This window comes from Rhizobium sp. RHZ02, from assembly GCF_014851575.1.
Classification (GTDB): Bacteria; Pseudomonadota; Alphaproteobacteria; order Rhizobiales; family Rhizobiaceae; genus Rhizobium; species Rhizobium altiplani.
Genome location: NZ_JACUZX010000005.1, coordinates 15,069 through 41,697, shown reverse-complemented (window position 1 = coordinate 41,697; position 26,629 = coordinate 15,069). Strand labels below are relative to the sequence as shown.

Here is a 26,629-nt window from a genome sequence, read left to right as displayed (position 1 = left end):
TCGAGTCGGCGTATTCGCAGCCGGAGAGGGAGTGAGCTCCGGCTCTTTTGGAGGAAAGAGCGAAATGAGCATTCTTTTATGGGTAATAGCATGCGGTCTGCTCTCGGTGGTCTATGCCATCTGGGCAACCCGGTCGGTGCTTGCCGCCGATCAGGGTAACAAGCGCATGCAGGAAATTGCAGGCTATATTCGTGAGGGTGCGCAGGCCTATCTGACGCGCCAGTATAAGACCATCGCAATCGTCGGCATCGTCGTTTTCATTGCAGCCTGGCTGCTGCTCTCCGGCACGGCTGCAATCGGCTTCCTCATCGGCGCTGTTCTGTCTGGCGCTGCTGGCTTCATCGGTATGCATGTCTCGGTGCGCGCCAATGTTCGCACGGCGCAGGCGGCATCCCAGAGCCTGGCCGCCGGACTTGAGATTGCATTCAAGTCGGGTGCCATCACCGGGCTTCTGGTGGCCGGTCTCGCGCTCCTTGGCGTGTCGATCTACTACTACGTGCTGACTGTCGTGCTTGGGCACGAAGGCAGCTCTCGCGAAGTCATCGATTCCCTCGTCGCGCTTGGCTTCGGTGCGTCGCTGATTTCGATCTTCGCCCGTCTCGGCGGTGGCATCTTCACCAAGGGCGCTGACGTCGGCGGTGACCTCGTCGGCAAGGTCGAAGCGGGTATCCCGGAAGATGATCCGCGCAACCCCGCGACAATTGCCGATAACGTCGGCGACAACGTCGGAGATTGCGCTGGCATGGCAGCTGACCTTTTCGAAACCTACGCCGTATCCGTCGTCGCGACCATGGTTCTCGCCGCAATCTTCTTTGCCGGCGCACCCGTTCTTGAATCGGCGATGCTCTACCCGCTTGCGATCTGCGGCGCCTGCATCATCACCTCGATCATTGGTACGTTCTTTGTCAAGCTCGGCAGCAATGGCTCGATCATGGGCGCCCTTTACAAGGGGCTCATCGTCACCGGCCTGCTGTCGATCATCGGCCTTGGCGCAGCGACATCACTGACCATCGGCTGGGGTTCGATTGGCTCGGTCGGTGGCGAGGACATTACCGGCACGCATCTCTTTGTCTGCGGTCTGATCGGCCTGCTCGTCACAGCGCTGATTGTTGTCATCACCGAATATTACACCGGCACCAACAAGCGCCCAGTCAATTCGATCGCCCAGGCCTCTGTGACCGGCCATGGCACGAACGTCATCCAGGGTCTTGCGGTGTCGCTGGAATCGACAGCCCTCCCGGCGATTGTCATCGTCGGTGGCATCCTGGCGACTTATCAGCTCGGCGGCCTTTTCGGCACCGGCATCGCGGTTACCGCCATGCTCGGCATTGCCGGCATGATCGTTGCTCTCGACGCTTTCGGTCCGGTGACGGACAATGCCGGTGGCATTGCGGAAATGTCCCACCTGCCGCCGGAAGTACGCAAGTCGACCGACGCGCTCGACGCAGTCGGCAATACGACGAAGGCCGTTACCAAGGGCTATGCGATCGGTTCCGCTGGCCTCGGCGCCCTGGTTCTGTTTGCGGCCTATTCCTACGACCTAAAATACTTTGCCGCCAACGGTGACAAGTACCCGTATTTTGCAGGTATTGGCGACATCTCCTTCGATCTTTCCAATCCTTACGTCGTTGCCGGACTGATCTTCGGTGGTCTCATTCCTTATCTCTTCGGTGGCATCGCGATGACCGCCGTCGGCCGCGCGGCCGGCGCAATTGTCGAAGAGGTTCGCCGTCAATTCAAGCAGAAGCCCGGCATTATGGCAGGGACCGAGCGTCCAGACTATGGCAGGGCGGTTGACCTGCTGACCAAGGCAGCCATCCGCGAGATGGTCATTCCTTCGCTTCTGCCGGTTCTTGCCCCGATCGTCGTCTACTTTGGCGTATTGATCATCTCGGGCTCGAAGGCTTCCGCTTTCGCGGCGCTGGGCGCATCGCTGCTCGGTGTTATTATCAACGGCCTGTTCGTCGCGATCTCGATGACCTCGGGTGGTGGCGCGTGGGACAATGCCAAGAAATCCTTCGAGGACGGCTTCGTCGACAAGGACGGCGTTCGCCATATGAAGGGCTCCGACGCGCATAAGGCATCGGTGACCGGCGACACGGTCGGCGACCCCTACAAGGATACGGCTGGTCCTGCCGTTAACCCGGCTATCAAGATCACCAACATCGTCGCTCTTCTGCTTCTCGCCGTCCTGGCTTGAGGCACATCGCCGAAACAAAAAACCCGCCGGAGCGATCCGGCGGGTTTTTCTTTGAGAGTTCGCTCCCGCTTTAGCGGAGGCTGGCCGGGTTCTGCGGCGAGGCCGGCTGCGAGGTGCCGCCACCGAAGAGGCCCTTCGCAGCGTTCGCCGCGCTGCCGCCCGATAGCAGCTGTTGTAGGAAGGTGAAGTCCTTGCCGCCCGTCGGGGTGACGCGGGTAATCGTATCGAAAATCTTGCCGTCCTTGAGGGTGTAGTTCGCACGGCGCGTAACGATGCCGTCCTTGTCGAAATAGATCGCCAGCACGCTCTGATCGACCACCTTCAGCTTCTGGAAGGCCATGGAGCGCTCGCGGCGCTGCGAGATGTAGTAGAAGACTTCGCCATCGAACGTCGCCGTCGTGGACGGGGTGCCGAGGGATAGGAGAACCTGCTCGCGGCTCGATCCTACTGGGACGAGATTCAGCGACTGCTCGTCGGCGACATATCCACCGTTGAGGACGGTTTGTGTCTGGCAGCCTGAAAGTCCGGCGGAGGCGATCATGATGGCAATAGCGGCATTGCTGAGGAATTTTTTGTCAGACTTGAAATACCGTTTCGTCAACGACATCTACTCCCTAAAATTATGAATGGCAGCCACCGGCCTCAGATCGCTGATGCAAAACCATTGTGGCCATTCCGGGGAGAGACATCCCGTTGGCTCATGCGGACAGAAGGGGTGCTGTCCCGAAAGTGGCCACCTTCGGCATTGCAATTCGCGCCTGCTTCGGTAAACCAGCTTTCGAAATCATGCAACAAGGCCGGACGCCGCTTGGCGCTCAGAATGAGGCCTTTCCGGAAAAAACGATGATCTTCGGGCTCTTTGGCAAGAAAAACAACAACCAGGTAATCGTAGATCGGCAATATCAGGCACTGACGTCGGCCGCACGGATGCCGGAATTCTATGAGCGCTTGAATGTCCCGGATACGGTGATGGGGCGTTTCGAGATGCTTTCGGCGGTGATGATCCTCTTCTTCCGGCGCACACGAACCTCCGGGACGAGCGGCCAGGAGATCGCGCAGGAAATCGTCGACGCCTTCTTCCAGGATATCGACTACTCCATCCGTGAATTGGGGATCGGTGACAACACGGTTCCCAAACGCATGAAGAAGCTGGCCGGCATGTTCTATGGCCGACTGGAGGCCTACGCCAAGGCGATGGACACCAGGGATGCCGAAGGACTCGCTGCGGCGCTCGTGCGAAACATTCATCCGAAGGCGAATGAGCCGGTGGATATGCGCGGTCTCGCGGACTGGATGTTTGTTGCCGAAGACCATCTTTTGTCTCAGTCGGAGGACGTCATAGCGACAGGCTCGGCGACACTTCCGAAGGTAGCGTGAGGAAGAGACGATGAAAAACAAAAGAGACGACGTTCCGTTCTCCTACCTCGTAAATGTAGGTCATATATCGGCCAATCCTGTCGAGGTGCATCTGGAGGCCGACAAGCGCGAATTGGCGGCCCTTGCGGACAGTTGGAGTGTCCTATCGGTGGACAGCTTTGGTGCTGACCTCCAGATCGGTCGGTGGAAGCGGGATGGTGTGCGCATCAAGGGCAGGGTGCGTGCCAACATCGTCCAGTCCTGCGTCGTGACCCTCGATCCGGTCCCATCGGAGATCGACGAGAGCTTCGAGCAGATCTTCGTGCCGGAGAATTCCAAGCTTGCGCGCCGGCCCGCCAATGATGCCGGCGAAATGGTGCTGGACCCCGATGGCCCGGACCTTCCCGAAAGCTTCACCGGCGATACGATTGACGCAGGTGAGGTGGTTACGGAATTCGCAGCTCTTGCGATCGATCCCTATCCGCGCAAGCCCGGTGTGGAGTTCTCCGGTCACATAGAAGACACTGGAGAGAACGATAAAAAGCCGTCTGCCTTCGCCGTGCTGAAGGATTGGAAAAAGGACTGAACCCCGTTGGGGATTTGACACAATTCAGTTGTAAGCGACGGGAAAACCGGTATTTTGGCCGAAATTTCGCCCGCCGGAGGCGAAAAACAAGGATCAGGGACGCGTGATCAGAATTTCTATCGACCTCATGGGTGGCGACTTTGGTCCCCAGGTTGTCATCCCCGGCGCCGCCAAGGCACTGGAAAGACATCCCGATATTTTCTTCGTGATGTATGGATTGAAGGAACAGTGCGAGCCGGTTCTCGACAGGTTTCCGAAGCTCAAGGAAAAGACCGTTTTCCACGACTGCGAGCTGGCCGTCCGCATGGACGAGAAGCCGAGCCAGGCGCTCCGTCGCGGTCGCTATATCTCCACCATGTGGCGGACGATCGAAGCGGTGAAGACGAAGGAAGCCGACGTCGCGGTGTCGGCCGGCAATACCGGCGCGCTCATGGCGATGGCCAAGTTCTGTCTGCGTACGATGGCCAATATCGAGCGGCCGGCGATCGCTGCCATCTGGCCCACCTTGAAGGGCGAGAGCATCGTTCTCGACGTGGGCGCGACGATCGGCGCGGATTCGCAGCAGTTGATGGATTTCGCGCTCATGGGCGGGGCAATGGCCCGTGCGCTGTTCGAGATCGAGCGTCCGTCGATTGGCCTGCTGAATGTCGGGGTCGAAGAGATCAAGGGCCAGGAAGAGGTGAAGGAAGCGGGGCGCCTGCTCCGTGAGGCTAACATCGACTCGCTCGAGTACTATGGCTTCGTCGAAGGCAACGACCTGGGGAAGGGTACCGTCGACGTCGTCGTGACCGAAGGCTTCTCTGGCAATATTGCTTTGAAGGCGGCCGAAGGTACAGCGCGGCAGATCGGTGAGTATCTGCGCGCTGCAATGTCGCGCACGCTGCTTGCCAAGATCGGCTACTTCTTCGCCAAGGGCGCCTTCGACATGCTGCGCGAAAAGATGGATCCGAGCCGTGTGAACGGCGGCGTCTTCCTCGGCCTCAACGGCGTCGTCATCAAGAGCCATGGCGGCGCCAATGCCGAAGGCATCGCTGCCGCCATCGAGGTCGGCTACGACATGGCCAAGAATGGCCTCAATCAGAAAATAGAAAACGATCTTCAAAAGTATCATGCCAAGCGGCTGCCCCCGATCGGGCCGGAAGCCGCATGAGCGACGGGGTTTAAGCAATATGATCCGTTCAGTTGTTCGCGGGTTCGGAGCCGCACTTCCGAAACGCGTTATGACCAATCGCGACATGGAAGATGTCGTGGACACATCGGACGAATGGATTGTCCAGCGTACGGGCATTCGCCAACGCTACATCGCGGGCGAGGGCGAGACGACATCGTCGCTCGGCGAAGCTGCGGCGCGTGCTGCGCTCGACAAGGCAAGCCTGACGCCAGCTGATATCGATCTTATCATCTGTGCCACCTCGACGCCCGACAACACATTCCCGGCGACTGCCGTCAATATCCAGAACCGCCTGGGCATGCACCATGGCTTTGCGTTCGACGTACAGGCCGTCTGCACAGGCTTCGTCTATGCTGTGACAACGGCCGACGCCTTTATCAGGGGCGGTCTCGCCAGGCGCGTGCTGGTAATCGGCGCCGAGACCTTCTCGCGCATTCTCGACTGGAACGATCGCACGACCTGTGTCCTCTTTGGCGATGGCGCCGGGGCGATCGTGCTGGAGGCTGCCGAGGGCAAGGGCACGACCGCTGATCGTGGCGTGCTGACGGCGCACCTGCGTTCCGATGGCTCCCACAAGGAGAAGCTCTATGTGGATGGCGGTCCCTCGACGACTGGCACGGTTGGGAAGCTGCGCATGGAGGGCCGCGAAGTCTTCAAATATGCAGTCGGCATGATCACTGACGTCATTCAGGCCGCCTTCGACGCCACGGGAACGACCGCCGACGATCTCGACTGGCTCGTGCCACACCAGGCCAATCGCCGTATCATCGACGGTTCCGCCAAGAAGTTGCATATTGCACCTGAGAAAGTAGTCATTACGGTTGATCTCCACGGCAACACGTCTGCCGCGTCGATTCCGCTCGCGCTGGCCACGGCCGCTGGCGACGGCCGGATCAAGGAAGGCGATCTGGTGATGTTGGAAGCGATGGGCGGCGGCTTCACCTGGGGCGCAGCACTCCTGCGCTGGTAACCCGAAAATCCAAAAAACTACCGACGAACAAGAGCTTGACCGTGAGGCGCAAGACAAATACTCTTTGTCCGCTTTCATAATATAATTGGCAAATGGGCGGGGAAACCATGACCGGAAAGACAGTGACGCGAGCAGACCTGGCGGAATCAGTTTTTCGTAAGGTCGGTCTTTCAAGAACCGAATCTGCTGAGCTCGTGGAAACTGTCATTGACGAGATTTGTAACGCGATTGTTCGCGGCGAAACCGTCAAGCTCTCGTCTTTTGCGACGTTCCAGGTGCGCGACAAGAATGAGCGCATCGGCCGCAATCCGAAGACTGGCGAGGAAGTACCGATTTCTCCCCGACGCGTCATGACCTTCAAGGCCTCCAATGTCTTGAAGACGCGGATCCTCAAGGCGCATACTCTGCGCAAGACCAAGCAGAAGGCCGCAAATCCGGCTTCCTGATTGGGCTGAGGAGAGGGAGGTCCCTCTCGCTCGACGACAACAACCTGCAATCTTCCCTGAACGATCTGTGCGGTATTCAAGAGGTGACTTGAATTCGCGGCGTCAAACCGTTGAAATATGATGAGTCGCGGCTCGGTTCTGACGTTCGTGAGACACAGCTGCGCCTTGTCAGCCGAACAGACGCGCGGCGCACCCCGAGACCGCGTAGGGAGTAAGGATGTTGGATAAGAGCCCCGATGCGTTCCGCACCATCAGCGAGGTGGCGGACGACCTAGACCTTCCACAGCATGTCCTGCGCTTCTGGGAGACTCGGTTTCCTCAGATCAAACCGATGAAACGCGGCGGCGGCCGCCGCTACTACAGGCCCGAGGATATTGATCTTCTGAAGGGCATTCGCCACCTGCTCTATGATCACGGCTACACCATCAAGGGTGTGCAGAAACTTCTGAAGACCAACGGCAACAAGTTTGTCATCTCCATCGGGCATGGCGATCTCGCCAGCGTCCAGGCGCTGACGGGCGGCCCGCCGGAGGGCGGTGATGCGGCCGAGCCACGGGTCGGAATGTCTGAGGAGGATCAGGTGGTTGGCCGCGCGAAGCCGCCGATCACACGCCGCTTCTTCAATTTCGGCGGTGGCGATGAAGAATCCCCGGAAATCTCGATCGGCAAGTCGAGCGTCGGCAAGGAGGATCGAGCGCTGCTTCAGGAAGCACTCTACGATCTCCTCGAATGCAAGCGCCTGTTGGATCAAGTTCGCTGATCCAATTTACCGGAGCGCCTCGATGGCTTAGTTAGTGAAGCATCGCCCGCGCGTTCGGACGGCCTCTGCCAAACGCATCGTAGTCGGCGGCGAGCGTAATCCCAGTCAGTACCAAGGAAACCTTCGTGACCGCGTCTCATTCCGTTCCCGGCAAATTCTATGACGCCTTCCTGTTCGATATGGATGGCACGCTCTTGAACTCGATCGCGGTGGTCGAACGCGTCTGGACGGAATGGGCTATGCGGCATGGCCTCGAGCCAGAGGTTTTCCTCAAGACGATCCATGGCATTCGCGCCTCCGACGTCATTCGCCAGCTGGCGTTGCCAGGCGTCGATCCGGAGTATGAGGCAAAGCAGCTACTGAAGGAGGAGATGGAGGACGTTGGAGGTATCGTCTCGATCCCCGGCGCGATCGATTTCCTGAACAGCATTCCACCGGCAAAGTGGGCGATCGTAACCTCGGCACCGATCGAACTCGCCCGGCGGCGCATGGCCGCCGCAGGCATTCCGACGCCCGTGGCGATGGTGAGCGGTGAAGAAGTGGTAGCCGGGAAACCGAGCCCGGAGTGCTACCTGCTGGGGGCCAAGCGCCTCGGAGTCGATCCGACGAAATGCCTGGTGTTCGAAGATGCCGTTGCCGGAATTCTCGCAGGCGAAGCGGCGGGCGCGGATGTGACAGTCATCACAGAGACGCATACGACGCCGTTCGCAACGCCGCACTTTTCGATCTCCGACTATCGGGAGTGGCGTGTCGACACCGGCCCAGACGGGCGCGTTGCGCTGGTCAGATAGCGCGCTAGTGCTTGCGCTGTTGCTGCGCCTGCTTCTTCATGCGCTCGAAAGCAGCAATCATTTTTGCCTTTACCGAACCCAGCGTTCCCAATTCATGTCCGCAGGTGAAGCAGGTAAGGATATCGGTGTCGAGCGGTTCGGGCCGCTCGAATTTCATTCGGGTGTTCCTGCATTTGGGGCAGGGGATCTCAATCTGCATGGTCTTATCCAAAGTCTCGCGTTTCCGAGGTTTCTTATTCGCGGAGGGCCGATCGAGCAAGCGTTTTCGACCACGACCGAGCACTGACACTTCCCGGCGTTGGCAAAAATCAAAATCGAGATGATGCTACTGGCAAGCGAAGAAAGTCGAGTAGCCTCCGACAGTGGCCACTCCCGCGTATCGCAGATTAGGTCGAAGCAGATTCGTGTTATGGCCCCAGGAGCGCCTCCAGCCAGCAAAAAGCTGCTGCGGTGTCGTATACCCCATCGCGACATTCTCTGAACATACCACACTGAGCCCAGCGGCTCTGGCTTGAGCCGATCTCTGGCGGAAACCATAGTGGCTCATGCTTCGCCGAGCTGCCTGGTAGCGGCTATGCTGCTGCGCCAGGGCTTTCAAAGTGCGATTTGCGGCGAGGGGAGACAGGCCACGGCTCGCCCTATACGAATTGATGAGAGCGAGCGTCTGGGAGCCAAAATCGCCTGTCATCGTTGGTGGTTGCGCTGCGCTAATGCATGCCGAACTCAGAACCACAATTGCTATTGTCTGTAGCGTCTTCATTGTCGGATTTTCCATCTTGGCAAGAATTCGCCTTTGGCGGGCCTGAGCAGACACAAAGCAAACGATCCAGGCAACCATAAACGGGCATGACGCCTCGATTTTCGATGTCGAGCCGAAATGTAGATTCCAACGAGCTGGCCAGCTGGGTGATGTCAGGAGACGCTCAGAGGACAAGCGTCAGCTGACGACCCCATTCTGCCGGCACATATTGTTGAAGTTTGTTTGTGCGCTGCCTTGGGCCGTCAGGGTAAACGAAAAGGCCGCTCTTCCCGTCGCACTTGTGTTTCTCAAAACACCGGCGAAGGGCTCTCCGCCAGTGAAGGCACCGCCCTTGTTCTTGGAGTCCACTATGCCGCAAACATAGACGATCCCGGGCTGTCTCTGTGCCGCCATCATGCTCTTGAACGTCGCACTGGAGGGATCTTTGAGGTAGCTTCGAACTGTGTTCTGAATGGCAGAAACCTCGCCCTCCGAGAGGGTATACGGGATTGTCTGCTGAGTGACGCTTCCGCAGGAACTAAGCAACAAAAGGCCGGCGATCATGATTCTCTTCATGTGCTCCCCCATGAGGGCGTCAAACGACAGGCCCCCCGCCAAGAAAATCTCTTCTAGCAGTTGCTAAATCAAGCCAGTACTTCGACGTATCTCGATGGGAACTATGAGCCGGGGTCCGAAACAGGCTACTTACAATTCAGAAGTTTGTGACTCTCTTTGCCTCTAGTCAAGCCTCGCGTTCAAAGCCTTTCGTCACTGCCGGCAAGCGTTTCGATTGCGATCGCCACTCTGAGTGCGCGCATCTTTTATCGGAGGGACCGCACATATTTGATTGCCGACATGCAAAAGACGCTCGCTGGCCTGATTTGCTGTGAGACGCAGGTCTCACGGACGGCAGCGGAACTGCCGTGGAACTTCTGTTGCAAGCCCACCTATCCCCGGCTTTCGTTCCTTTTTATTCCTCATGCATGATTTTTCCCTTGCGCCGGAAATTCCAAAATACTAACAGGATCAGGCCGTTTCGGCAGGTCGGGGCGTAGCGCAGCCCGGTAGCGCACTTGACTGGGGGTCAAGGGGTCGCTGGTTCGAGTCCAGTCGCCCCGACCATTTACATAGTAACCTTCGGCACCCCCAGCAGCCGATGGTGATCTCTCTCTCATGGCTAGCCTTGCCGAAAATCAACTGCGACGCAGTTGCCCTTTTCCTGTCAGTGTTTCTGATGTCGGGGCAGCACGGATATATCGCTGATAGAAAAATTTCTTAATCACTCGAATAATTATTAGTTTCATGTAATATATGTTCGACAACTGTTGGTGGACGACCTATGGCCAACCGCGAGGCAAGCGAAACATGCCGGGAAGCTCTGGCGGAGTCCTTCGAGGCTCTGGTCGAGAAGGCCATATCGTCGGGCTGGTCGGAACAGGAAGTCGCACTGGCACTGACGGACCTCGCCGAGACCTATCTGGTCAAGGTCGGCGCAACGGTCATCATCGAGGACTCAATCTATTCGCAGCTTGCCTTTGAGCGGCTGAAAAATTGAGGCGGAAGTCGCCCATCAGACCGGCCTGAAACACGCCGTTCACATATATGTTTCCGTTGGAAATGTTCGGTTGATAAATCACCGGCTCGGGCGCATAGTGCCCGCATCGTCGGCTATGGATGGGCGGTCGACGTCAATGCTAGTGGTGTCATTAGCCCTCATGGAACCTGTGGCGTGATGCTTAAATCCCCAGTTCTTCCACGTGACCTGCCACTTTTCTCGGATGATCTAGACCTCCTGTCCGGAGTACTTGACGATGTCTGCCGGGACAGGGGACTTGCGCGCGATACACCGGCTGCCGAAGTCATCGGCGCGCTCCTGATCCAGCTCTACCGACAGGGCGTTAGGGACAAGGGCAAGCTTGCCGCCCTCGCAAGGGCTTATTTGTAATTTCGGAACCTGAAGAGCGCCCGACTAGTCGTCGTTTGCCGCGTTGAGATTTTCCGGGCGGATCCCTTCGTCGATCCCGGTACGTGCTCGCAGCCTGACGCCCGGTCCGCCTTCGTCATGGTTGCCGCTGGCGATGAAGATGATGCCCGCCGCCTCCAGCGCTTGTTTGACCGCGAGCAGCGCATGCGGCTCGCCTTCCCGCTCATCGCGCTCCATTATTTCGATGGTGGCAGCGGGCAGACCTGAGGCGGTTGCCAGTTGCTCGATGCTCATTCCGGTCATCGCGCGGGCGCCGCGCATTTGTGTCGCTGTGATCATGAATCAAAGACTAGCGCGTCGGCGCTCGTTCGCAAGCCCGATGTGAAGCGCCATTGCGTCTATGGCGCTGTTCCAGCGCGGCGCAGCCCCAGACCACACCGAAAAGCAGATAGACATGTCGCCAGTGATCGATGTCGATGACGTTTCCGATTGCCACATGCCCTAGCACTCCGATCCACGCGATCATCAGATAGGGCTGCCAAGGCCGATCCTTCAGCAGGTTCCTGAACCCGAGATAGATTGTCCAGCAGAGCATGGTGACGTAACTGACAAAGCCAAGCCAGCCGTAGCTCGTCAGCGACTTCAGCCAGACATTGTGCTCATCCTCCGGAAACATCGTGCCGAAGACCAGCGGACCGATTCCGAGCGGTCGTTCCATCATCATCGTGAAGCCGATGCGGTGGCGCTCGAAGCGACCGAGGTGCTCACCGTCATACTGCTGCACGAGCTGGGCGCGCGTCGAAAAGAGCGCACTGACCTTCGGGAACTGCAACGCGACGACCAGCGACGCAACCAGCAACATGATCGCCGCAAGCGACAGAATCAGGATGCGCAGTCGAAACGCGCCGCTGCGTTCCTTGAGTAGCATGCAGAAGATCAGCAGGAGAATCCCGGCGGCAAAGAGGCCCCAGGCCGCACGCGAGAACGACAAGAAAACGCCCAGTGCCAGGATCAAGAGCGCTACCGCTTTGATCGGCGACGTCCTCAGATTGCCGACAAGAATGCCGTGGACAAGGTAGAGCGATGGCGGGATCAGGAATGGGCCAAATACGTTCGGGTCCTGGAAGGCGCCTTTGGCACGATCGTAGAGCGTGAAGACCTCTGCGCCGGGGAAGGCGTGAAAATAGCCGAGTATCCCGAGCAGGGAGGTGATAACGGCGGCGAACGCCCAGGCATTGAAGATGAGCGGCAGGCGCCGAGGGCTGTCCTCGACGATCGCGGCATAGAAGATCGCAGTCAATGCGAGGAACGTCGAGACCGCGACATACATTGGCCCGGTCCCGAGGTCCGTCATCTGGGTCAGCGAGAGCATGCCGCCGATGTTGAAGGCAAGCAGCAGGGCAAGCAGCGGCGCTGTGAAGCGTGAAATCCTGAGACCGAGGATGAACCAGATGCCGAGAAGGGCGGCCATCCACAGCTCGTAGGGCGCCGGCTCATCGATAACGAAGCCGGAGAGAAAGACACCAAAGGCAACCATCGCCGAACCGATCAGCCGCACCGTTGCTCGTTGCGGTTGAGCAACGCGAAGATGTGTCGCCGAGGCCGCGTTCAATAGGCGTTTTCCGTATTGAACAACCGGAAGGGCGTGAGGAACAGGATTTTCAGATCGAACCAGAGCGACCAGTTCTCGATATAGTAGAGATCGTAGGCGGTCCGGAACTTGATTTTGTCGTCGTGATCGACCTCGCCGCGCCAGCCGTTGATCTGCGCCCAACCCGTCACCCCGGGCTTCACGCGGTGACGCGCGAAATAGCCTTCCACGACGTCGCCGAAGAGGCGGTCCTTCGCCTGGGCCAGAATGGCATGTGGGCGCGGGCCAACCAGCGAAATGTCACCCTTCAACACGTTGAAAAGCTGCGGCAGTTCATCGATCGAACTCTTGCGGATGAAGCGTCCGACGGGTGTGACGCGTGGATCGCCTTTGGTGACCGCGGCACGTCCGGTGGGGTCACCCTTGTCGGCATACATTGAGCGAAACTTGAAGATCCTGATGATCTCGTTGTTGAAGCCATGACGGTTCTGCATGAAGAAGACCGGCCCCTTCGAGGTGACCTTGATGGCGATTGCCGTTGCAAGCATGATCGGCCAGAGGAGCGCCAGGGCGAGCAGCGTAAAGACAATGTCGAAACAGCGCTTGGCAACCGAGTCCCAGTCCCTGATCGGCTTGTTGAAGATATCGAGCATCGGGACAGACCCGATGTGCGAATAGGCACGCGGGCGAAAGCGCAGGCGATTTGCGTGCGCGGCAAGGCGAATGTCGACCGGCAGCACCCAAAGCTTCTTCAGCAGCTGCAGGATGCGGGCCTCCGCGCTAAGCGGCAGGGAAATGATCAGCATATCGATACGGGTAATGCGTACAAACTCGACCAGTTCGGCGACCGTTCCGAGCTTCGGATAGCCGGCGACCATGATCGGCGACCGTTTCTCGCCGCGGTCGTCGAAAATGCCACAGATCCGGATGTCGTTGTCGGGTTGCTGTTCGAGAATGCGGATCAACTCCTTGGCCGGTGCCCCGCCACCGACGATCACCGCGCGGCGCTCCATGATGCCATTGCGTGACCAGTTGCGGATACCGTAGGCCGTCAACAAGCGAGCGGCGAGGAGGACGATTGCGCCGGCAATGAACCACGCAAAATGTGCTTGCGGCTGTGCCCGGCCGATGTTGCCGGAGAGTACGCTTGCAGCCGTGACAATCAGGAAGACGGATGCCCACACGGCAAGGACTCGCGGCAGCAGGCGCATGCGGGCGCGGAGCGCTGGGATGGAGTAGGTGTCGGCCGTCTGGAGCGCACTGACGAGGAGTGCCGCAACAACGGTGGCAGCGATCGCCCGCCCTGCAAGGGTTTCGCCCCCGCTCCCGGGCCAGAAGAGGAATGCAAGCAACCCGACGAGAAACTGTGAGGCGAATTCAAAAAGTCGGAACTGACCGATAATGATGGCCGGCGAGCGGTTTCCGGTGCTGAATTGCTCGGCGATCTGACGGGCATAGGCGTTGATCGGCTCCGGTTGAACCGTTCCATCCGCGCCTTCGTCGCGTCGATGGATGTCGGAAACCTGCTTCCGCAGCGCTTCCAGGTCAAACTGCTCGCTTTTCTCTGCCTTGTTCATGTGGCTACCGCCGCTGGTTATCACGCCGGCAATAACAGAAAGCCCCTAAGAAAACTTTTACGAAGCAAGAGCAATAGCTTGCTTCGATTGGGGATCCAGGAGGTCGTGGTACAATTTCAGGACATCGTTGGGATGCGGATCGCGTCCGCCATGGCGCGTGCGAGATCGTCGGTATCCTCGGGGTTGTGCAGGGCTGTCTTTGCCCAGCGCCTCTGGAATTCCGCCGACGCGAGTTGCGATGATGGTCTTCCCGGCGCCGAGACCCTCGAGCACGATGTATGGCATGGCTTCAGCGCGCGACGGAACGACCAGGTTCTGTGACATCGCGAACGCCTGCTGAACGCGCATCGCCGGCAATCGAGCGTGGTTTGGGCAAGCGCATCAGCATGCTTCGCGCTCGGGCCCGTCGCCGACCATCACGGCCGAAAGTGGGCGTCCGAGAATGCGCTCCGCCTTCGCGAAGGCCTCCACAAAGAGATCGGGACCCTTTAGGTCCCGCAGCATGCCGACGTAGATGTAATGCACGGCATCCGAACGCGTTGGGATGAGCTCGAAATCGCGCTCCGCAAGGCCATTGTAGATCAGCCGCGTTTCCGTTCGCGGCCGCCCGACCTTCCTCGTATAGGCTTCGCGCTCGTACTCGCAGATGAAGACGAGGGCGTCCGTGAAGTACTCCTGCAGACGCTCCATGCGGAGCACGAATTGCCCTACGAGCGACCTCGGAGAATAATGCAGGCTTCCACCATGCGCAGTATAGAGGCGGGCTACGCGATACCTGTTTACCCGCAAGGCCGAGCCGGCAAGCCGCGCGAGCACACCGCCTTTGGCGCCGTGACCGTGCAGCACATCCGGCCGCAAACTTTTAATATTCTTGTACGTATCCCAGATCACTCCGATGTCGGAGAGGCTGACGTGCCGCCGCATGGGCATGCGGGTCAATCCCATCGCCAGGTAGGGACGAATCTCGTCGAACAAGCGGTCTTCATGCTCGCCGCCCGTTGAGCTGTCGCAAAGAATGCCGACTTCGTGCCCCGCCTTGCTGTGCTCCAACACCAGATCGCGGACATGGCGGAAAATTCCGCCGACCGGTGATCTGAAGCAATGGAGGATGCGGAGGGGGGGCTGTTCGGTCATCGAGGATCAGAACAGTCGTTCGCGAACGTAGATCGTGTCGCCGGCGACGATCGCCGAAGAGATGTTGACGCGACCTGTGATCACTTGCCCATTGACCTTCCGGGTTACGTCGACAGCGCCCTGGTTGGCGCGCGACGTAAAGCCGCCGGCAATGGCAACGGCATTCTGCACCGTCATTCCCGGAACGTAGGCGTATTGGCCGGATTGACCGACTTCGCCCATGACGAAGATCGAGCGATAGCGGTCGACATCGATCGTGACATCAGGGTCCCGCAGGTAGCCCTGTCTCAGCTTCTGCGCGATCTGGCCCGACAACTGCTGCAGCGTCCGTCCACGAGCCGGCACCTGCCCGATGAGCGGGAAGGCGATATAGCCGGCCTGGTCGATCGTATAAGTGTTGGTCATGCTTGGCTGGTCGAACACGGTGATGCGCAGCCGGTCGCCGCTATCAAGCGAATAGGGCTGGATCGTCGCCTGATTGAAAGCCTGGGGGGCAGGCTTGTAGCTATTGCAGCCGCTCACGCCCGCAGTCATGGCGGCGAGGCTCAGAGCCATCAAGAACTTGGGCTGTGCGAAAGGCATCGCGTCTGCTCATCGGAAAACGAAATAGGTCTCAGCCGTTATCAATCCGTTAGGGTTAATGGTCGGTAAAAAGCGCCGATTTTTTTTGGCTTCGGCCAGTCGACATGTCGTCGGGATTGCCCGAGCAAGCATTAACCGTTGGGTTACTATAGTCATTTACCCTCGCGGCCACGTTTGTTCTCGGAGTACCAGCATGTCCGGCGTATCGGGTAATCAGGATGTGGACATCGATCTCGGACAATTGGTCCGCGCCGTCTGGGCGCGCCGGCTAAAGGCTCTGGCGATTATTGCGTTGGGGGCAGGGGTCGCCTTCACGGGCGCCAAGATGATCTCCCCCAAATACCGAAGCGAAACGCGCATCCTGATCGAGCCGCGTGCTCCTGCTTTCGCCAATGCGCAGGTGAACGACACCAATGCTGGTCCGTTGCTGGACGAGCTCAACATTGCAAGCCAGGTGCAGCTGCTGCAGTCCGCGGATCTCATCAAGCAGGTCATCAACGGCCAGAAGCTCTACGATTTGCCGGAATTCGACGCTGCCGCGAATGGCTCGGCGCTCACCGACATCCTGGTCGCCCTTCACCTCAAGAAGAATCCATATGAAAATCCCCCCGAAGAGCGCGTGATCGACGCTTTCACCGAGCGGCTGCAAGTCTATCAGGTGCCGGGATCGCGGGTGATCGGCATTACCTTTACGTCGAAGGATCCCAAGCTCGCGGCGACAATCCCGAACGCGATGGCGGCGGTCTATCTCGCCACGCAGAGCGGCGCCAAGCTGGACTCGAATTCCGAGGCAACGCGCTGGCTGGAGCCCGAGATCGAAAACCTCCGCCAGAAGGTCAATGACGCCGAGCAGAAGGTGGCGGAATACCGTGCTGAGCACGGACTGCTTCCGACCAACGGCGGCTCGAATTTCGCGACACAGCAATTGAACGACATTTCGGCTGAGCTCACCCGGGTCCGGGGAGATCGCGCAAACGCCGAGGCGCGTGCCCAGTCCGTCCGCAATGCTCTCTCGTCAGGTGAGCCGTCCGACACGCTGCAGGACATCATGTCGTCTCAGTCGATCCAGCGACTGAAGAGCACGGAGTCGGGGCTGCAGTCGCAGATATCCGACCTGCAGACGTCGTTGCTCAACAACCATCCCCGCCTCAAAAGCCTCCGCGCGCAGCTTTCGGATATCAAGGTCCAGATTCGCCAGGAGACGCAGAAGATCCTTGCAAGCATCGAAAACGAAGCGAAGGTCGCTGCTGTTCGCCAAAAGGAACTGGAGCAGCAGGTCGACAGTCTGAAGGCGAACAGCGCCCAGGCCGGCGAGGACGAGGTTGGCCTCAACGCCTTGACGCGTGAAGCGACCGCGCAGCGCCAGCTTCTGGAGACCTATCTCTCTCGCTACCGGGAGGCCGCCTCGCGCGCCGACAAGAACTCAAGCCCGGCCGACGCCCGCATCGTGTCGAAGGCCATACAGCCCGTCGATCCCTATTTCCCGAAGGTTCTGCCGATCGTCATCGTTGCGGCCTTCGCAACTTTCATCATGACGTCCATTGTGATCATGCTCGCCGAACTCTTCAGCGGCCGGGCGCTCCGCCCGGTTGGGCTAAGCGAAGAGGAAGAGCGCGAGGATGGGGAACCTCAATCAGCGACCACCGGCTCCGTCAATCGCGTGGGCACACCGAGCCTGTTGGCCACGCCCGCAGACGACGAGCCGGTGGCCGAACAGGCTGAGGACGAGAAAATCGTTGAAACAAACGAATTCTCGATTGCATCCGTCTCGGACTACCTTCGAGGTAGCAGGGCGCCTCTGGCTATCGCCATTTCTCCAACCGGCGACGACGGCTCGGCGGCGACCGTGTCCCTTGTGCGCAAGTTGGCTGAGGACGGCTCGCGGGTCATTCTGGTCGACATGACCGGTTCCGGTCTGCCGACAAACCTCATGGCTGAGAACCGCAAGATGCTCGGCATAACCGATCTGCTCTGCGGCGATGCAGCCTTTGGCGATACGATCCACGGCGACAGCCGCTCAGACGCGCATTTCATTCCGCAGGGCATCAGCGATCCGCGCCGGGCAATGCGCGGTGCCGATCGCTTGTCTCTGCTGCTGGACGCTTTGATCTCGGCCTATGATTTGGTGATGGTGGAATGCGGCGCCGCCGACGTGGCCGGCGTTTCCAGGCTGACCCAAAGCAAGGATGTCGAGATCATTCTCTCGATGCCTGAGATCGTCGAGCAGGAGTTCGTGACTGTCATGACCGAGTTCGAAGCCGCCGGTTATGAACGCGTCGTTCTGATGTCCGATAGCAACGAGTCCATCGAGAACCCAATCTCGCGGCGTGCCGCGTAATCAAACGCCGATAACGCGGCGCAGGCGCTGGGCCACGGCGTAGAGCCTCTGTTGAGACTTGATGAAGCCTTTGCCGCGCGTGATGGCCCGGTGCATTGCGGCACCCACGGTGCCGCGGAGCGAAAGCGGCAGAACGACGTCATGATGCTCAGTCTCTACAGGCGCCCATGAGCGTTTGTATCGCTGGTCGCCAAGGCCGAAATCGAACAGTCTTACGCCCTTGCCGTGCTGGCCGGCTACCATCTGCCAAAACAGAAATTCGCCAGGGCTCGTCTCCGGCGCCGCGCTTTCATCGAAGGCGGTGAACTGGCAGATGATGTGGTCGCCTTTGCGAGAAAGACCGGCGAGCGCGGCGATGCGGCCGTCATGTTCGCCCTTCAGGCGGATTGCGTGCATTTCCAGTCCCACCATCCCGCGGTCGCGGTCGCGGTCGCGGATGTCGATGGCGCCGTGCAGGAACGCTTTGGTCTCCGGGTCTGCAAATACGTCAGGCGACCCGAGCGCCTTGAGACGCTCACGTTTCTGTTCGAAGAAGCGATCGAGCAACTGGTGTTGTTCATCCGGGGTGCCGCTGGAGATGTAGTCGAAGCCACCGAGCGCCTCAAAACGCCGCAGCTGCGCCCGGAACCTCTTGCGTCGGCCCTTGGCATTCACCTGTTGAAGCGTCGACTCCATCTTGTCGAGAAGTGGAAGCTGGTAGGCGTGATTCTGGTTCTGGACCATCGGCAATAATGCCAGGGGATTGCGTCGGCCGCGCCATTCCAACGGAACATTCTGCAGCAGCAGAAGATCGGCGCGTCCGGCCAGAGCACGGCGCAGAGACATCGCAAGCTTTTGAGGCTCCAGATTGTCGGCAAGTTCAATGAAGCGCGTTGAGAGGAGGCCGGTGTTGATGTTGCTGTGATCGGCGCCGATAAATCTGGCGGTCCGGAAGCCATGAAAGCTGGTTATCTCTAGCGGTAGAATGAATGCAGTCTCTCCGCCAATCCTGCCCCAGACGATCGACAGTTGGTGTCCGAAGGCCTTGGTCCACGCCATGCACCAGTCATAGCCTTGGTGAAGAGAATTCAGGTTGTCGCAATCGAGCGCGCGCCAAACGGTCTCCAGCGGCGCCAAGCTATCCAGGACGGCGATGTCGAGTTCTGCCGCCCCAAGCTGCGCATCCGGCGCCAGCCATTCGGAAATACCGGCGTCGGGTTCCGTTGAATGGTGTGCCCTATCTGAAACAGGAAGCTTCTGCGCCTGCACTGATTTTCTCCGGACTGACTTGCAGGCGCGAAGAATAGTCCAACGGAACGTCCATTTGGTTTATGAGCGGCGCTAAACCTTGCTTTCCATCGATCACGGTTATCCCGTCGTTAACGGATCACTGCTGCTTCGGCCCGGCCATCCATTTGATGATGACCATCGCGGGCAGCACCCACAGCAGGCCGGTCAATAAAAAGTACAGCAGCTGGCCCCACCATGGCGCGTCACCGAGCGTGGCGACCGCAATCGTGTTTGCGAGCAGCGCATAGGCGAGCACGAGCACGACGATCAGGATCGTACCGATGAATTTGCGGAGGCGGACAGGCATCAAATATCTTTCAAACTGGTGTTCCGATTGCCGCGACGGCATGCCGCAAAGGTTCGGGGCTTGTTTTGCATGAGCCGCTCAGGCAAATCAACTACCGTACGTAAGGAGCAGCCATGGCGATCGCGAACTTGACCACCGAACAGCAAATACTGCGTGAGATACGCCGGCAGGATGGCAATCGCCGGGCCGTTCGCATCTGGCTGGGCTTTGTGCTCCTGGCGCTGTTCTGTCTTGTGATCATCGGCGGAGCCACCCGGCTCACGAATTCGGGGCTTTCGATCACCGAATGGAAGCCGATCCATGGTGTCATTCCGCCTCTCAGCGCCGCGCAGTGGGACGAGGAGTTCAGGCTCTATCAGCGCATTCCCGAATATCAGCAGATGAACAGCGGAATGACGGTCGACGAGTTCAAGGGCATCTTTTGGTGGGAATGGGCCCATCGCCTGATCGCACGTGGCATTGGTGTCATCTTCGCGCTGCCGCTGCTCTATTTCTGGTTGGCGGGAAAGGTGGAGAGACGGTTGCGTTGGCCGCTCTTCGGAATTCTCATGCTGGGTGGACTGCAGGGTGCGATCGGCTGGTGGATGGTGTCGTCAGGACTCTCCGTCCGAACCGACGTCAGCCAATACAGGTTGGCAACGCACCTGATCATGGCCTGTCTTATCTTCGCGTCCTGCATGTGGATCATGCGAGGGCTTTCCCCTCACTCCGATGACAAGGCGCCCACACAAGGCTCGCATGTCTGGGCGGGCGCAATCGCGGCGTTTGCGCTTTTCCAGATCTACCTCGGAGCGCTCGTCGCAGGCCTCGACGCCGGCTTCACCTATAATACCTGGCCATTGATGGATGGCGCCGTCGTGCCCTCGGATCTGCTGATCCAGCAACCGGCCTGGATCAATTTCTTCGAGAACCCCAAGACCGTGCAGTTCGTTCATCGGCTGGGCGCCTACACCCTTTTTGCGCTGACGCTGATCAACATGATCATAGCTCTGACTGCAGCGCCCTCCACGACGCATGCCCGGCGCGCCGTCGTCCTGTTTGTTCTGGTGACAATACAGGCGGCGATTGGTATCGCGACCTTGCTGCTGCAGGTCCCTCTTCATTGGGGGCTGCTGCATCAGGCGGGAGCGCTGGTGGTCTTTGGCTTCGCCATCGCCAATTGGCGGGGGTTCTATGGAGAGTATCCGCGCGAGACCATGATTGCCGAGCGGGACTAAGGCGCGTCGCTGGGATCAGCGAAAGTCCCGTTCGAACGTCAAGCATCATATGGCAAATGCCGCCAGCCTCATTTGAGGCCGTCGACGTGTTGTTTACCGGTTTTGGTCGTGTCCCGCCGAGTGGTGTAGTTCGGCGGTAGAGAAGCCGCTCGGGAGCGCGCCCTCATCAGCGCTGTAGCGAGCGAGCGGCGGTCATCGAAGTTCTCCGGTAAAGTCGGGTTGCTGACACCAACCTGATTGGAAGGAACCACCGATGACCGATGTCATGATGAACCTGCGCACGCTCGTAGAGAAGACCCCCGCCGCCGATATTTTGCGGGAGATGATCGGCTTCGCCGCCGAGCGATTAATGGAGATGGAGGTGGGGGCCTCCGCCGGTGCCGCTTATGGCGAGAAGAACCCGTTGCGCATGGCCCAGCGCAACGGGTATCGCGACCGGGACTGGGAGACGCGGGCCGGGACCGTCGAACTGCGCATTCCCAAACTCAGGAGGGGCACCTATTACCCTTCGTTCCTGGAGCCACGGCGCATGGCTAGAAGGCGCTGACAGCCGTCATTCAGGAGGCCTACATCCAGGGCATCTCGACCCGCTCGGTCGACGACCTGGTTAAGGCAATGGGCATGAGCGGTGTCTCCAAGAGCCAGGTCAGTCGACTGTGTGAGGAGATCGACGGCAAAGTGAAGGCTTTCCTGGACCGACCGATCGAAGGCGACTGGCCATACCTCTGGGTCGATGCGACTTACCTCAAGGTGCGCCGTGGCGGCCGGATCGTTTCCGTTGCAGTCATCATCGCCGTCGGCGTCAACACCGATGGTCGGCGCGAGGTTCTGGGCATGGAGGTCGGCACCTCGGAAGCCGAGCCGATCTGGACGGAGTTCCTGCGCAAGCTGACAAGGCGCGGCCTGCGCGGCGTCAGGCTCGTCGTCTCCGATGCCCACGAAGGGATCAAGGCGGCAACCTCCAAGGTTCTCAGCGCGACCTGGCAGCGCTGCAGGGTTCATTTTGCCCGCAACGTGCTGGCGCATGCCGGAAAGAGTGGCCGCCGCGTCGTGTCGGCATTCATCGCCACCGCCTTTGCCCAGGAGACGGCAGAGGCTGCAAGCCTGCAGTGGCGCGCCGTCGCCGACCAAATCCGCCCGAAGGTACCGAAGCTCGCCGCCATCATGGATGAGGCCGAACACGACGTCCTCGCCTATATGAGCTTTCCAAAGGAGCACCGCGTCAAGCTCCATTCGATCAATTCCCTTGAGAGGCTCAACGGCGAAATCAAGCGACGCACAGAGGTCGTCGGCATCTTCCCCAACGACGACGCCATCGTCCGCCTCGTTGGCGCATTGCTGCTCGAACAAAATGACGAGTGGGCCGTGCAGCGGGCTCGTTACATGACCCTAGAAACCATCGGCCAGATGAGCGATGATCCTCTGATCAGCTTGCCGGCAGTGGCACGTTGATCAGTCCGGCTCACGCCGGAGAGCATGGGACCAGAGCCGTCCAGTTACACCACTGCAGTGGACACGATCCCGGTTTTATTACTACTGGTTGCAAGAAATGGTCGGTTCGTTGATGGTGGACGTTGGGTCTATCAAGAGGGACTGGAGCCGTTGAATGCCCGAACCCCGCTCGCCACGACTGGCCGTACTTATCGATGCTGACAACACTTCCGCAAGAATCGCTGCTGGCTTATTCGAGGAGATAGCCAAGATCGGCGAGGCAAGCGTTCGGCGCATTTATGGCGACTTCACCAGTTCCTGTTCAAAAGCATGGAACGACGTGCTGGCGCGACACGCGATAGTCCCTCAGCAGCAATTCGCGTACACGACCGGCAAGAATGCTTCCGACATCACTCTTGTCATTGATGCCATGGACCTGCTGCACAGTGGCCGTTTCGACGGCTTTTGTCTTGTATCCTCGGACAGCGATTTTACGCGACTTGCCTCGCGAATCCGTGAGCAGGGCATCGATGTTTTCGGATTTGGCGAGCAGAAGACACCGGAGAGTTTCCGGCAGGCATGCCGTCGATTCATCTATACCGAAAACCTGGTGCCCACGGTCAAATCAAACGGCAGCGAGGTTACGCAAGCGCCCTCCCTACGCCAGCCGAGCGCAGCGACGCCCGTCATCAAGAAGGTCATCGCTCAGATGGAGAGTGAAGATGGATGGGTATCGCTCGGTGCGGTTGGAGCGCAGCTCGCAAATCTGGCGTCGGACTTCGATCCTCGGACATATGGCTTCCGGAAGCTAAGCGACCTCGTCAAGAAGACGAACGGGTTCGACATGAACACTGTCGAAGGCAAGCCGCTCCGTATCCGGGTGAAACAGCCATCGCCAAAAGCATAAAAAAATCCGGCTGCGTCACCGCAGTCGGATCCTGTTACTTATCGCCGAAAATCAGTCTTAGAAAAAACCGCGGCGCTGCCACCAGCCAGCTTTTTTCGGCTTGCCGTCACCTTCGGTCTCGGCAGCATCGCTGCGCGTCGATTTAACCGTTGGTTCAGACGAGGAGATGTTCGACTCCCTGTTGGCGCGCACAGGCTTCGATTCTTCGACTGCGGGCGTAGCCAGGTCTGCGGATACAGCCTCGACTTCGGCTTCCGCGGCCGGTGCTGCCTCCGTCGATGCTTCTTCGACGACAGGCTCTTCGACCGGCGATGCCTTGCGGCTGCGACGTGCACGCTTCGGCTTTACGTCTTCCGTAACCGAGGCGCCCGTTTCAACAGCGGCCATCGCCGGCTGAGCTTCGACTGCTTCCTCGGCGGCGGCTTCGATCACCTCGACGGTGGTCACTTCCGTCTCACCATCTTCGGCATCGTCATCTGCCGCTTCCGCTGCAGAAGCCTCCTGCTCGCCGCCTTCCTCGCGGTTGCGGCGGCCGCCGCGCTTGCCGCGACGGCGGCGCTTGCGGCGCTGGCTCTCATCACCTTCGTCACGCGTTTCCGAGGTGGCGGCAACGCCTTCGTCACCTTCTTCCTCGTCATCGCTGTCGATCTGGTCGCCTTCCACCGCATCAGCCGAAACGCTGTCGGGAGCAACCGCCTCGCCATTGCCGTTGCGGCCGCGACGACGACGGCGACGCTTGCGCTTGCGGCCCTCGCCATCGCCTTCGGCGCGCTGAGCCGGACGTTCGGCTGCGGCCGGCTTGGCCCCCAGTTCCTCTTCTTCCTCCTCGTCGACTTCGACCACGATATCGTCGTCTTCGTCATCGGGGATGGCAGCAAAGTTGAACAGGGTCTCGATCTTGACCGGGTTCTCGACCGGCTCGCCGCGGTCGATCGCAAAGTGCTGCGAGCCGACCGAGCCATCCGCGTCGATAATGATCGACACACCGAAGCGGGCTTCGTAGTCGACGATCGTCTGCCGCTTGTGGTTGAGCAGGTACAGCGCAATATCAGGCGTCGTGCGAACCGTGATGTTGTGCGTGGTGTTCTTGAGCAGGTACTCCTCGATGCCGCGCAGGACATGCAGAGCAACGGAGGACTGCGAACGGACGTGGCCGGTACCGCCGCAATGCGAGCAGACCTGCGTCGTCGATTCAAGAACGGATGCGCGGATGCGCTGGCGCGACATTTCCAGAAGACCGAAATGCGAGATACGGCCGACCTGAATGCGCGCGCGATCGTTCTTCAGGCATTCCTTCAGCTTCTTCTCGACAGCGCGGTTGTTGCGCTTTTCTTCCATGTCGATGAAGTCGATGACGATCAGGCCGGCAAGGTCGCGCAGACGAAGCTGGCGAGCGATTTCTTCCGCCGCTTCGAGGTTGGTCTGCAGAGCAGTGTCCTCGATCGAGTGCTCGCGCGTCGAGCGGCCGGAGTTGACGTCAATCGAAACCAGCGCTTCGGTCTGGTTCATGATCAGGTAGCCGCCCGACTTCAGCGTTACCTGCGGCTGCAGCATGCGGTCGAGCTGAGCCTCAATGCCGGAGCGCGAGAAGATCGGGTGGATGTCGCGATAGGGCTGAACCACCTTGGCGTGGCTCGGCATCAACATCTTCATGAAGTCTTTCGCTTCACGATAGCCTTCCTCGCCGGCAACGATGATCTCGCCGATATCCTTGTTGTAGAGGTCACGGATCGAGCGCTTGATGAGCGAGCCTTCCTCATACACGAGGCAGGGAGCGGTCGACTGCAGCGTCAGCGTGCGGACGTTCTCCCACAGGCGCATCAGATATTCGAAGTCGCGCTTGACCTCGACCTTGGTTCGATTCGCGCCGGCGGTGCGCAGGATGACGCCCATGCCCTGCGGGACTTCGAGCATACGCGCGATTTCCTTCAGGCGCTTGCGGTCCTGCGGATTGGTGATCTTGCGGGAGATGCCGCCGCCACGCGCCGTGTTCGGCATGAGGACGGAGTAGCGACCGGCCAGCGAAAGATAGGTCGTCAGGGCAGCGCCCTTGTTGCCACGCTCTTCCTTTGCCACCTGCACCAGCAGGATCTGGCGGCGCTTGATGACTTCCTGGATACGATATTGCTTGCGCGGCTTGCGCTGGACGCGATCGGGAACCTCCTCCATGGCGTCTTCGGCGCCGACGGATTCGATCACTTCCTCTTCGTGGTCGTGATCGTCGTCATCGTCGTCATCGCTGCGGCGGCGGGCGTCGACCTCTTCGGAGATCGAGTCGGTCTCGACCATTGCGGCCATCTCGTTGCCCGACGAGCCTTCATCGTCGTTGTCGGCGGTGGCTTCGCTGGCAGCCTCGTCGCTGGCAGGCGCTTCAGCAGCCGGCGCCACCTTCTTGCGGCTGCGGCGGGGCTTTGCCTTCTTGGCGGGTGCTTCCTCGGCGACTTCCGCAACGGCCTCGACCGTTTCGGTTGCTACGGCACCGTCTTCTTCGGGAGCGGCTTCCGCTGCCGGCGCTTCGGCAGTTGCGGCTACGCCAACCTCGGGCTGTTCCTGGGTGGAGAGATCGACCGGCGCCGTCTCGACGTGTTCGACGTCGTCGTCGCGGCGATGCTCTTCAGCTTCGGCGCGAAGCAGGGCCTGACGATCGGCAAGCGGGATCTGGTAGTAGTCGGGGTGAATTTCGGCAAAGGCCAAAAAGCCGTGCCGGTTGCCGCCGTAATCAACGAACGCGGCCTGCAGCGAGGGTTCAACCCTCGTTACCTTTGCGAGGTAGATGTTGCCGCGGATCTGCTTCTTGTGCTGTGACTCGAAGTCAAATTCTTCTATGCGGTTTCCGCGAACGACAACAACGCGCGTCTCTTCCTCGTGAGACGCGTCGATAAGCATCTTGTCTGCCATGTAAGCTGTGCTCCTCGGCGCGGCCGAACGTCGGCATCCCCTTGTGTCGAAGAGACAGAGGAGAGGCGGCTCGTCGTTGCAGCGCCGGATAATGAAAGTCGCGATTGGTGCGGTGTGGAAGGCAGCAGCCAGACAGCAGCGGGGGAGATGTTCTCCCGGGGCCTGTAGACTTCAGATAAAACCTGCTGCGACACCATCAAAGACCAAGCGAGATCGACAAAACTAAGACCTTGTTCAGGTCCGATGAGTTTGCTCTCTCTGTAAAGAGCGGTTGGTGGCTATCCACCGATGAAGTTCCCGCATACGCCGGAAAATTCAGGATCCAATTTCGAGTGGAAACACATAAGACGGCGGACGATTGCCGGTTGTGGCGCCAGTTCCCTTGCGGTTTGGCTGCCGTGCAGGCGACTCTATCCCGTCAGCACTTCTACCCTA

Annotated in this window: 24 protein-coding genes, 1 tRNA gene and 2 pseudogenes; 15 read left to right on the top strand and 12 right to left on the bottom strand. The window is 59.5% G+C overall.

The features are described 5' to 3' along the window. Window positions 1-64: 64 nt before the first annotated feature. Window positions 65-2,200 carry a sodium-translocating pyrophosphatase gene (locus IB244_RS10135; RefSeq protein WP_018859200.1) on the top strand — a complete coding sequence of 712 codons (2,136 nt, stop codon included), beginning with the start codon at window positions 65-67 and terminating at the stop codon, window positions 2,198-2,200. A gap of 70 nt (window positions 2,201-2,270) precedes the next feature. Here IB244_RS10135 and IB244_RS10130 read toward each other — a convergent pair whose 3' ends face one another. Continuing rightward, window positions 2,271-2,807 carry an outer membrane protein assembly factor BamE gene (locus IB244_RS10130; protein ID WP_018116900.1) on the bottom strand — a complete coding sequence of 179 codons (537 nt, stop codon included), beginning with the start codon at window positions 2,805-2,807 and terminating at the stop codon, window positions 2,271-2,273. Window positions 2,808-2,986: 179 nt separating this feature from the next. Here IB244_RS10130 and IB244_RS10125 point away from each other — a divergent pair, with 179 nt between their 5' ends. From IB244_RS10125 to IB244_RS10095, 7 genes are all read left to right on the top strand, one after another. Next, window positions 2,987-3,577, top strand: a complete 591-nt coding sequence (locus tag IB244_RS10125; protein WP_192304347.1) for a ubiquinol-cytochrome C chaperone family protein — start codon at window positions 2,987-2,989, stop codon at window positions 3,575-3,577. A gap of 10 nt (window positions 3,578-3,587) precedes the next feature. Next, window positions 3,588-4,142: a YceD family protein gene (locus IB244_RS10120; protein WP_018116898.1), complete on the top strand. Its 555-nt coding sequence runs from the start codon at window positions 3,588-3,590 to the stop codon at window positions 4,140-4,142. A gap of 103 nt (window positions 4,143-4,245) precedes the next feature. Beyond that, the gene (gene plsX, locus IB244_RS10115) at window positions 4,246-5,292 is read left to right on the top strand and encodes a phosphate acyltransferase PlsX (RefSeq protein ID WP_025661225.1); all 1,047 of its coding nucleotides are present in this window, start codon (window positions 4,246-4,248) and stop codon (window positions 5,290-5,292) included. Window positions 5,293-5,311: 19 nt separating this feature from the next. Beyond that, window positions 5,312-6,283 (top strand): beta-ketoacyl-ACP synthase III, encoded by a 972-nt coding sequence (locus IB244_RS10110; protein ID WP_026372141.1) that lies wholly within the window; start codon window positions 5,312-5,314, stop codon window positions 6,281-6,283. Between the two features lie 107 nt (window positions 6,284-6,390). Continuing rightward, the gene (locus IB244_RS10105) at window positions 6,391-6,729 is read left to right on the top strand and encodes an integration host factor subunit alpha (RefSeq protein ID WP_007531489.1); all 339 of its coding nucleotides are present in this window, start codon (window positions 6,391-6,393) and stop codon (window positions 6,727-6,729) included. Between the two features lie 217 nt (window positions 6,730-6,946). Next, window positions 6,947-7,489, top strand: coding sequence for a MerR family transcriptional regulator (locus IB244_RS10100; protein WP_018859820.1), 543 nt, complete (start codon window positions 6,947-6,949; stop codon window positions 7,487-7,489). A gap of 125 nt (window positions 7,490-7,614) precedes the next feature. Then, the gene (locus IB244_RS10095) at window positions 7,615-8,280 is read left to right on the top strand and encodes an HAD family hydrolase (RefSeq protein ID WP_018859821.1); all 666 of its coding nucleotides are present in this window, start codon (window positions 7,615-7,617) and stop codon (window positions 8,278-8,280) included. A gap of 4 nt (window positions 8,281-8,284) precedes the next feature. On the opposite strand, the gene IB244_RS10090 is transcribed toward IB244_RS10095, so the two are convergent. From IB244_RS10090 to IB244_RS10080, 3 genes are all read right to left on the bottom strand, one after another. Continuing rightward, a complete protein-coding gene (locus tag IB244_RS10090; RefSeq protein WP_018116344.1) occupies window positions 8,285-8,437 on the bottom strand; it encodes a hypothetical protein in 153 nt (50 codons plus the stop codon). A gap of 168 nt (window positions 8,438-8,605) precedes the next feature. Further along, window positions 8,606-8,968 carry a CAP domain-containing protein gene (locus IB244_RS10085; RefSeq protein ID WP_246734398.1) on the bottom strand — a complete coding sequence of 121 codons (363 nt, stop codon included), beginning with the start codon at window positions 8,966-8,968 and terminating at the stop codon, window positions 8,606-8,608. Window positions 8,969-9,217: 249 nt separating this feature from the next. After that, window positions 9,218-9,595 (bottom strand): hypothetical protein, encoded by a 378-nt coding sequence (locus tag IB244_RS10080; RefSeq protein WP_037090569.1) that lies wholly within the window; start codon window positions 9,593-9,595, stop codon window positions 9,218-9,220. A 469-nt stretch (window positions 9,596-10,064) separates the two neighbouring features. Here IB244_RS10080 and IB244_RS10075 point away from each other — a divergent pair. The 3 genes from IB244_RS10075 to IB244_RS10065 all read left to right on the top strand — a co-directional run bounded on the left by IB244_RS10075 (window position 10,065) and on the right by IB244_RS10065 (window position 10,964). Further along, window positions 10,065-10,141: transfer RNA gene (locus IB244_RS10075), tRNA-Pro, on the top strand. 217 nt (window positions 10,142-10,358) lie between these two features. Further along, complete coding sequence (locus tag IB244_RS10070) at window positions 10,359-10,574, top strand: hypothetical protein (protein ID WP_029792597.1); 216 nt, start codon at window positions 10,359-10,361, stop codon at window positions 10,572-10,574. Window positions 10,575-10,751: 177 nt separating this feature from the next. After that, window positions 10,752-10,964 carry a hypothetical protein gene (locus IB244_RS10065; protein WP_018859824.1) on the top strand — a complete coding sequence of 71 codons (213 nt, stop codon included), beginning with the start codon at window positions 10,752-10,754 and terminating at the stop codon, window positions 10,962-10,964. Window positions 10,965-10,988: 24 nt separating this feature from the next. Here the strand turns inward: IB244_RS10065 and IB244_RS10060 are convergent, their stop codons facing one another. The 5 genes and pseudogenes from IB244_RS10060 to IB244_RS10040 form a co-directional block, all read right to left on the bottom strand. After that, window positions 10,989-11,282, bottom strand: coding sequence for a DNA-binding protein (locus tag IB244_RS10060; RefSeq protein WP_018116340.1), 294 nt, complete (start codon window positions 11,280-11,282; stop codon window positions 10,989-10,991). A gap of 10 nt (window positions 11,283-11,292) precedes the next feature. Beyond that, window positions 11,293-12,555 carry an O-antigen ligase family protein gene (locus IB244_RS10055; RefSeq protein ID WP_192304114.1) on the bottom strand — a complete coding sequence of 421 codons (1,263 nt, stop codon included), beginning with the start codon at window positions 12,553-12,555 and terminating at the stop codon, window positions 11,293-11,295. Continuing rightward, window positions 12,552-14,111, bottom strand: coding sequence for an undecaprenyl-phosphate glucose phosphotransferase (locus IB244_RS10050; RefSeq protein ID WP_192304112.1), 1,560 nt, complete (start codon window positions 14,109-14,111; stop codon window positions 12,552-12,554). The genes IB244_RS10055 and IB244_RS10050 overlap by 4 nt, the downstream gene beginning before the upstream one ends. A 149-nt stretch (window positions 14,112-14,260) precedes the next feature. After that, window positions 14,261-15,245 (bottom strand): annotated as a pseudogene (locus IB244_RS10045) (glycosyltransferase); the annotation flags it as partial. 6 nt (window positions 15,246-15,251) lie between these two features. Next, window positions 15,252-15,827: a polysaccharide biosynthesis/export family protein gene (locus IB244_RS10040; RefSeq protein WP_192304110.1), complete on the bottom strand. Its 576-nt coding sequence runs from the start codon at window positions 15,825-15,827 to the stop codon at window positions 15,252-15,254. 193 nt (window positions 15,828-16,020) lie between these two features. Between IB244_RS10040 and IB244_RS10035 the strand changes: the two genes are divergently transcribed. Further along, window positions 16,021-18,165, top strand: coding sequence for a GumC family protein (locus IB244_RS10035; protein WP_192304108.1), 2,145 nt, complete (start codon window positions 16,021-16,023; stop codon window positions 18,163-18,165). On the opposite strand, the gene IB244_RS10030 is transcribed toward IB244_RS10035, so the two are convergent. After that, window positions 18,166-19,413, bottom strand: coding sequence for a GNAT family N-acetyltransferase (locus IB244_RS10030; RefSeq protein ID WP_192304106.1), 1,248 nt, complete (start codon window positions 19,411-19,413; stop codon window positions 18,166-18,168). Between the two features lie 118 nt (window positions 19,414-19,531). Then, complete coding sequence (locus IB244_RS10025; protein ID WP_018859831.1) at window positions 19,532-19,741, bottom strand: DUF2842 domain-containing protein; 210 nt, start codon at window positions 19,739-19,741, stop codon at window positions 19,532-19,534. A gap of 113 nt (window positions 19,742-19,854) precedes the next feature. Here IB244_RS10025 and IB244_RS10020 point away from each other — a divergent pair, with 113 nt between their 5' ends. From IB244_RS10020 to IB244_RS10010, 3 genes and pseudogenes are all read left to right on the top strand, one after another. After that, window positions 19,855-20,958 carry a COX15/CtaA family protein gene (locus tag IB244_RS10020; protein ID WP_192304104.1) on the top strand — a complete coding sequence of 368 codons (1,104 nt, stop codon included), beginning with the start codon at window positions 19,855-19,857 and terminating at the stop codon, window positions 20,956-20,958. 253 nt (window positions 20,959-21,211) lie between these two features. Continuing rightward, a pseudogene (locus tag IB244_RS10015) lies at window positions 21,212-22,410 on the top strand (IS256 family transposase). A gap of 154 nt (window positions 22,411-22,564) precedes the next feature. Continuing rightward, window positions 22,565-23,296 (top strand): NYN domain-containing protein, encoded by a 732-nt coding sequence (locus tag IB244_RS10010; protein ID WP_192304102.1) that lies wholly within the window; start codon window positions 22,565-22,567, stop codon window positions 23,294-23,296. Between the two features lie 57 nt (window positions 23,297-23,353). Here IB244_RS10010 and IB244_RS10005 read toward each other — a convergent pair whose 3' ends face one another. Further along, window positions 23,354-26,194, bottom strand: coding sequence for a ribonuclease E/G (locus tag IB244_RS10005; protein WP_192304100.1), 2,841 nt, complete (start codon window positions 26,192-26,194; stop codon window positions 23,354-23,356). Window positions 26,195-26,629: the final 435 nt, after the last annotated feature.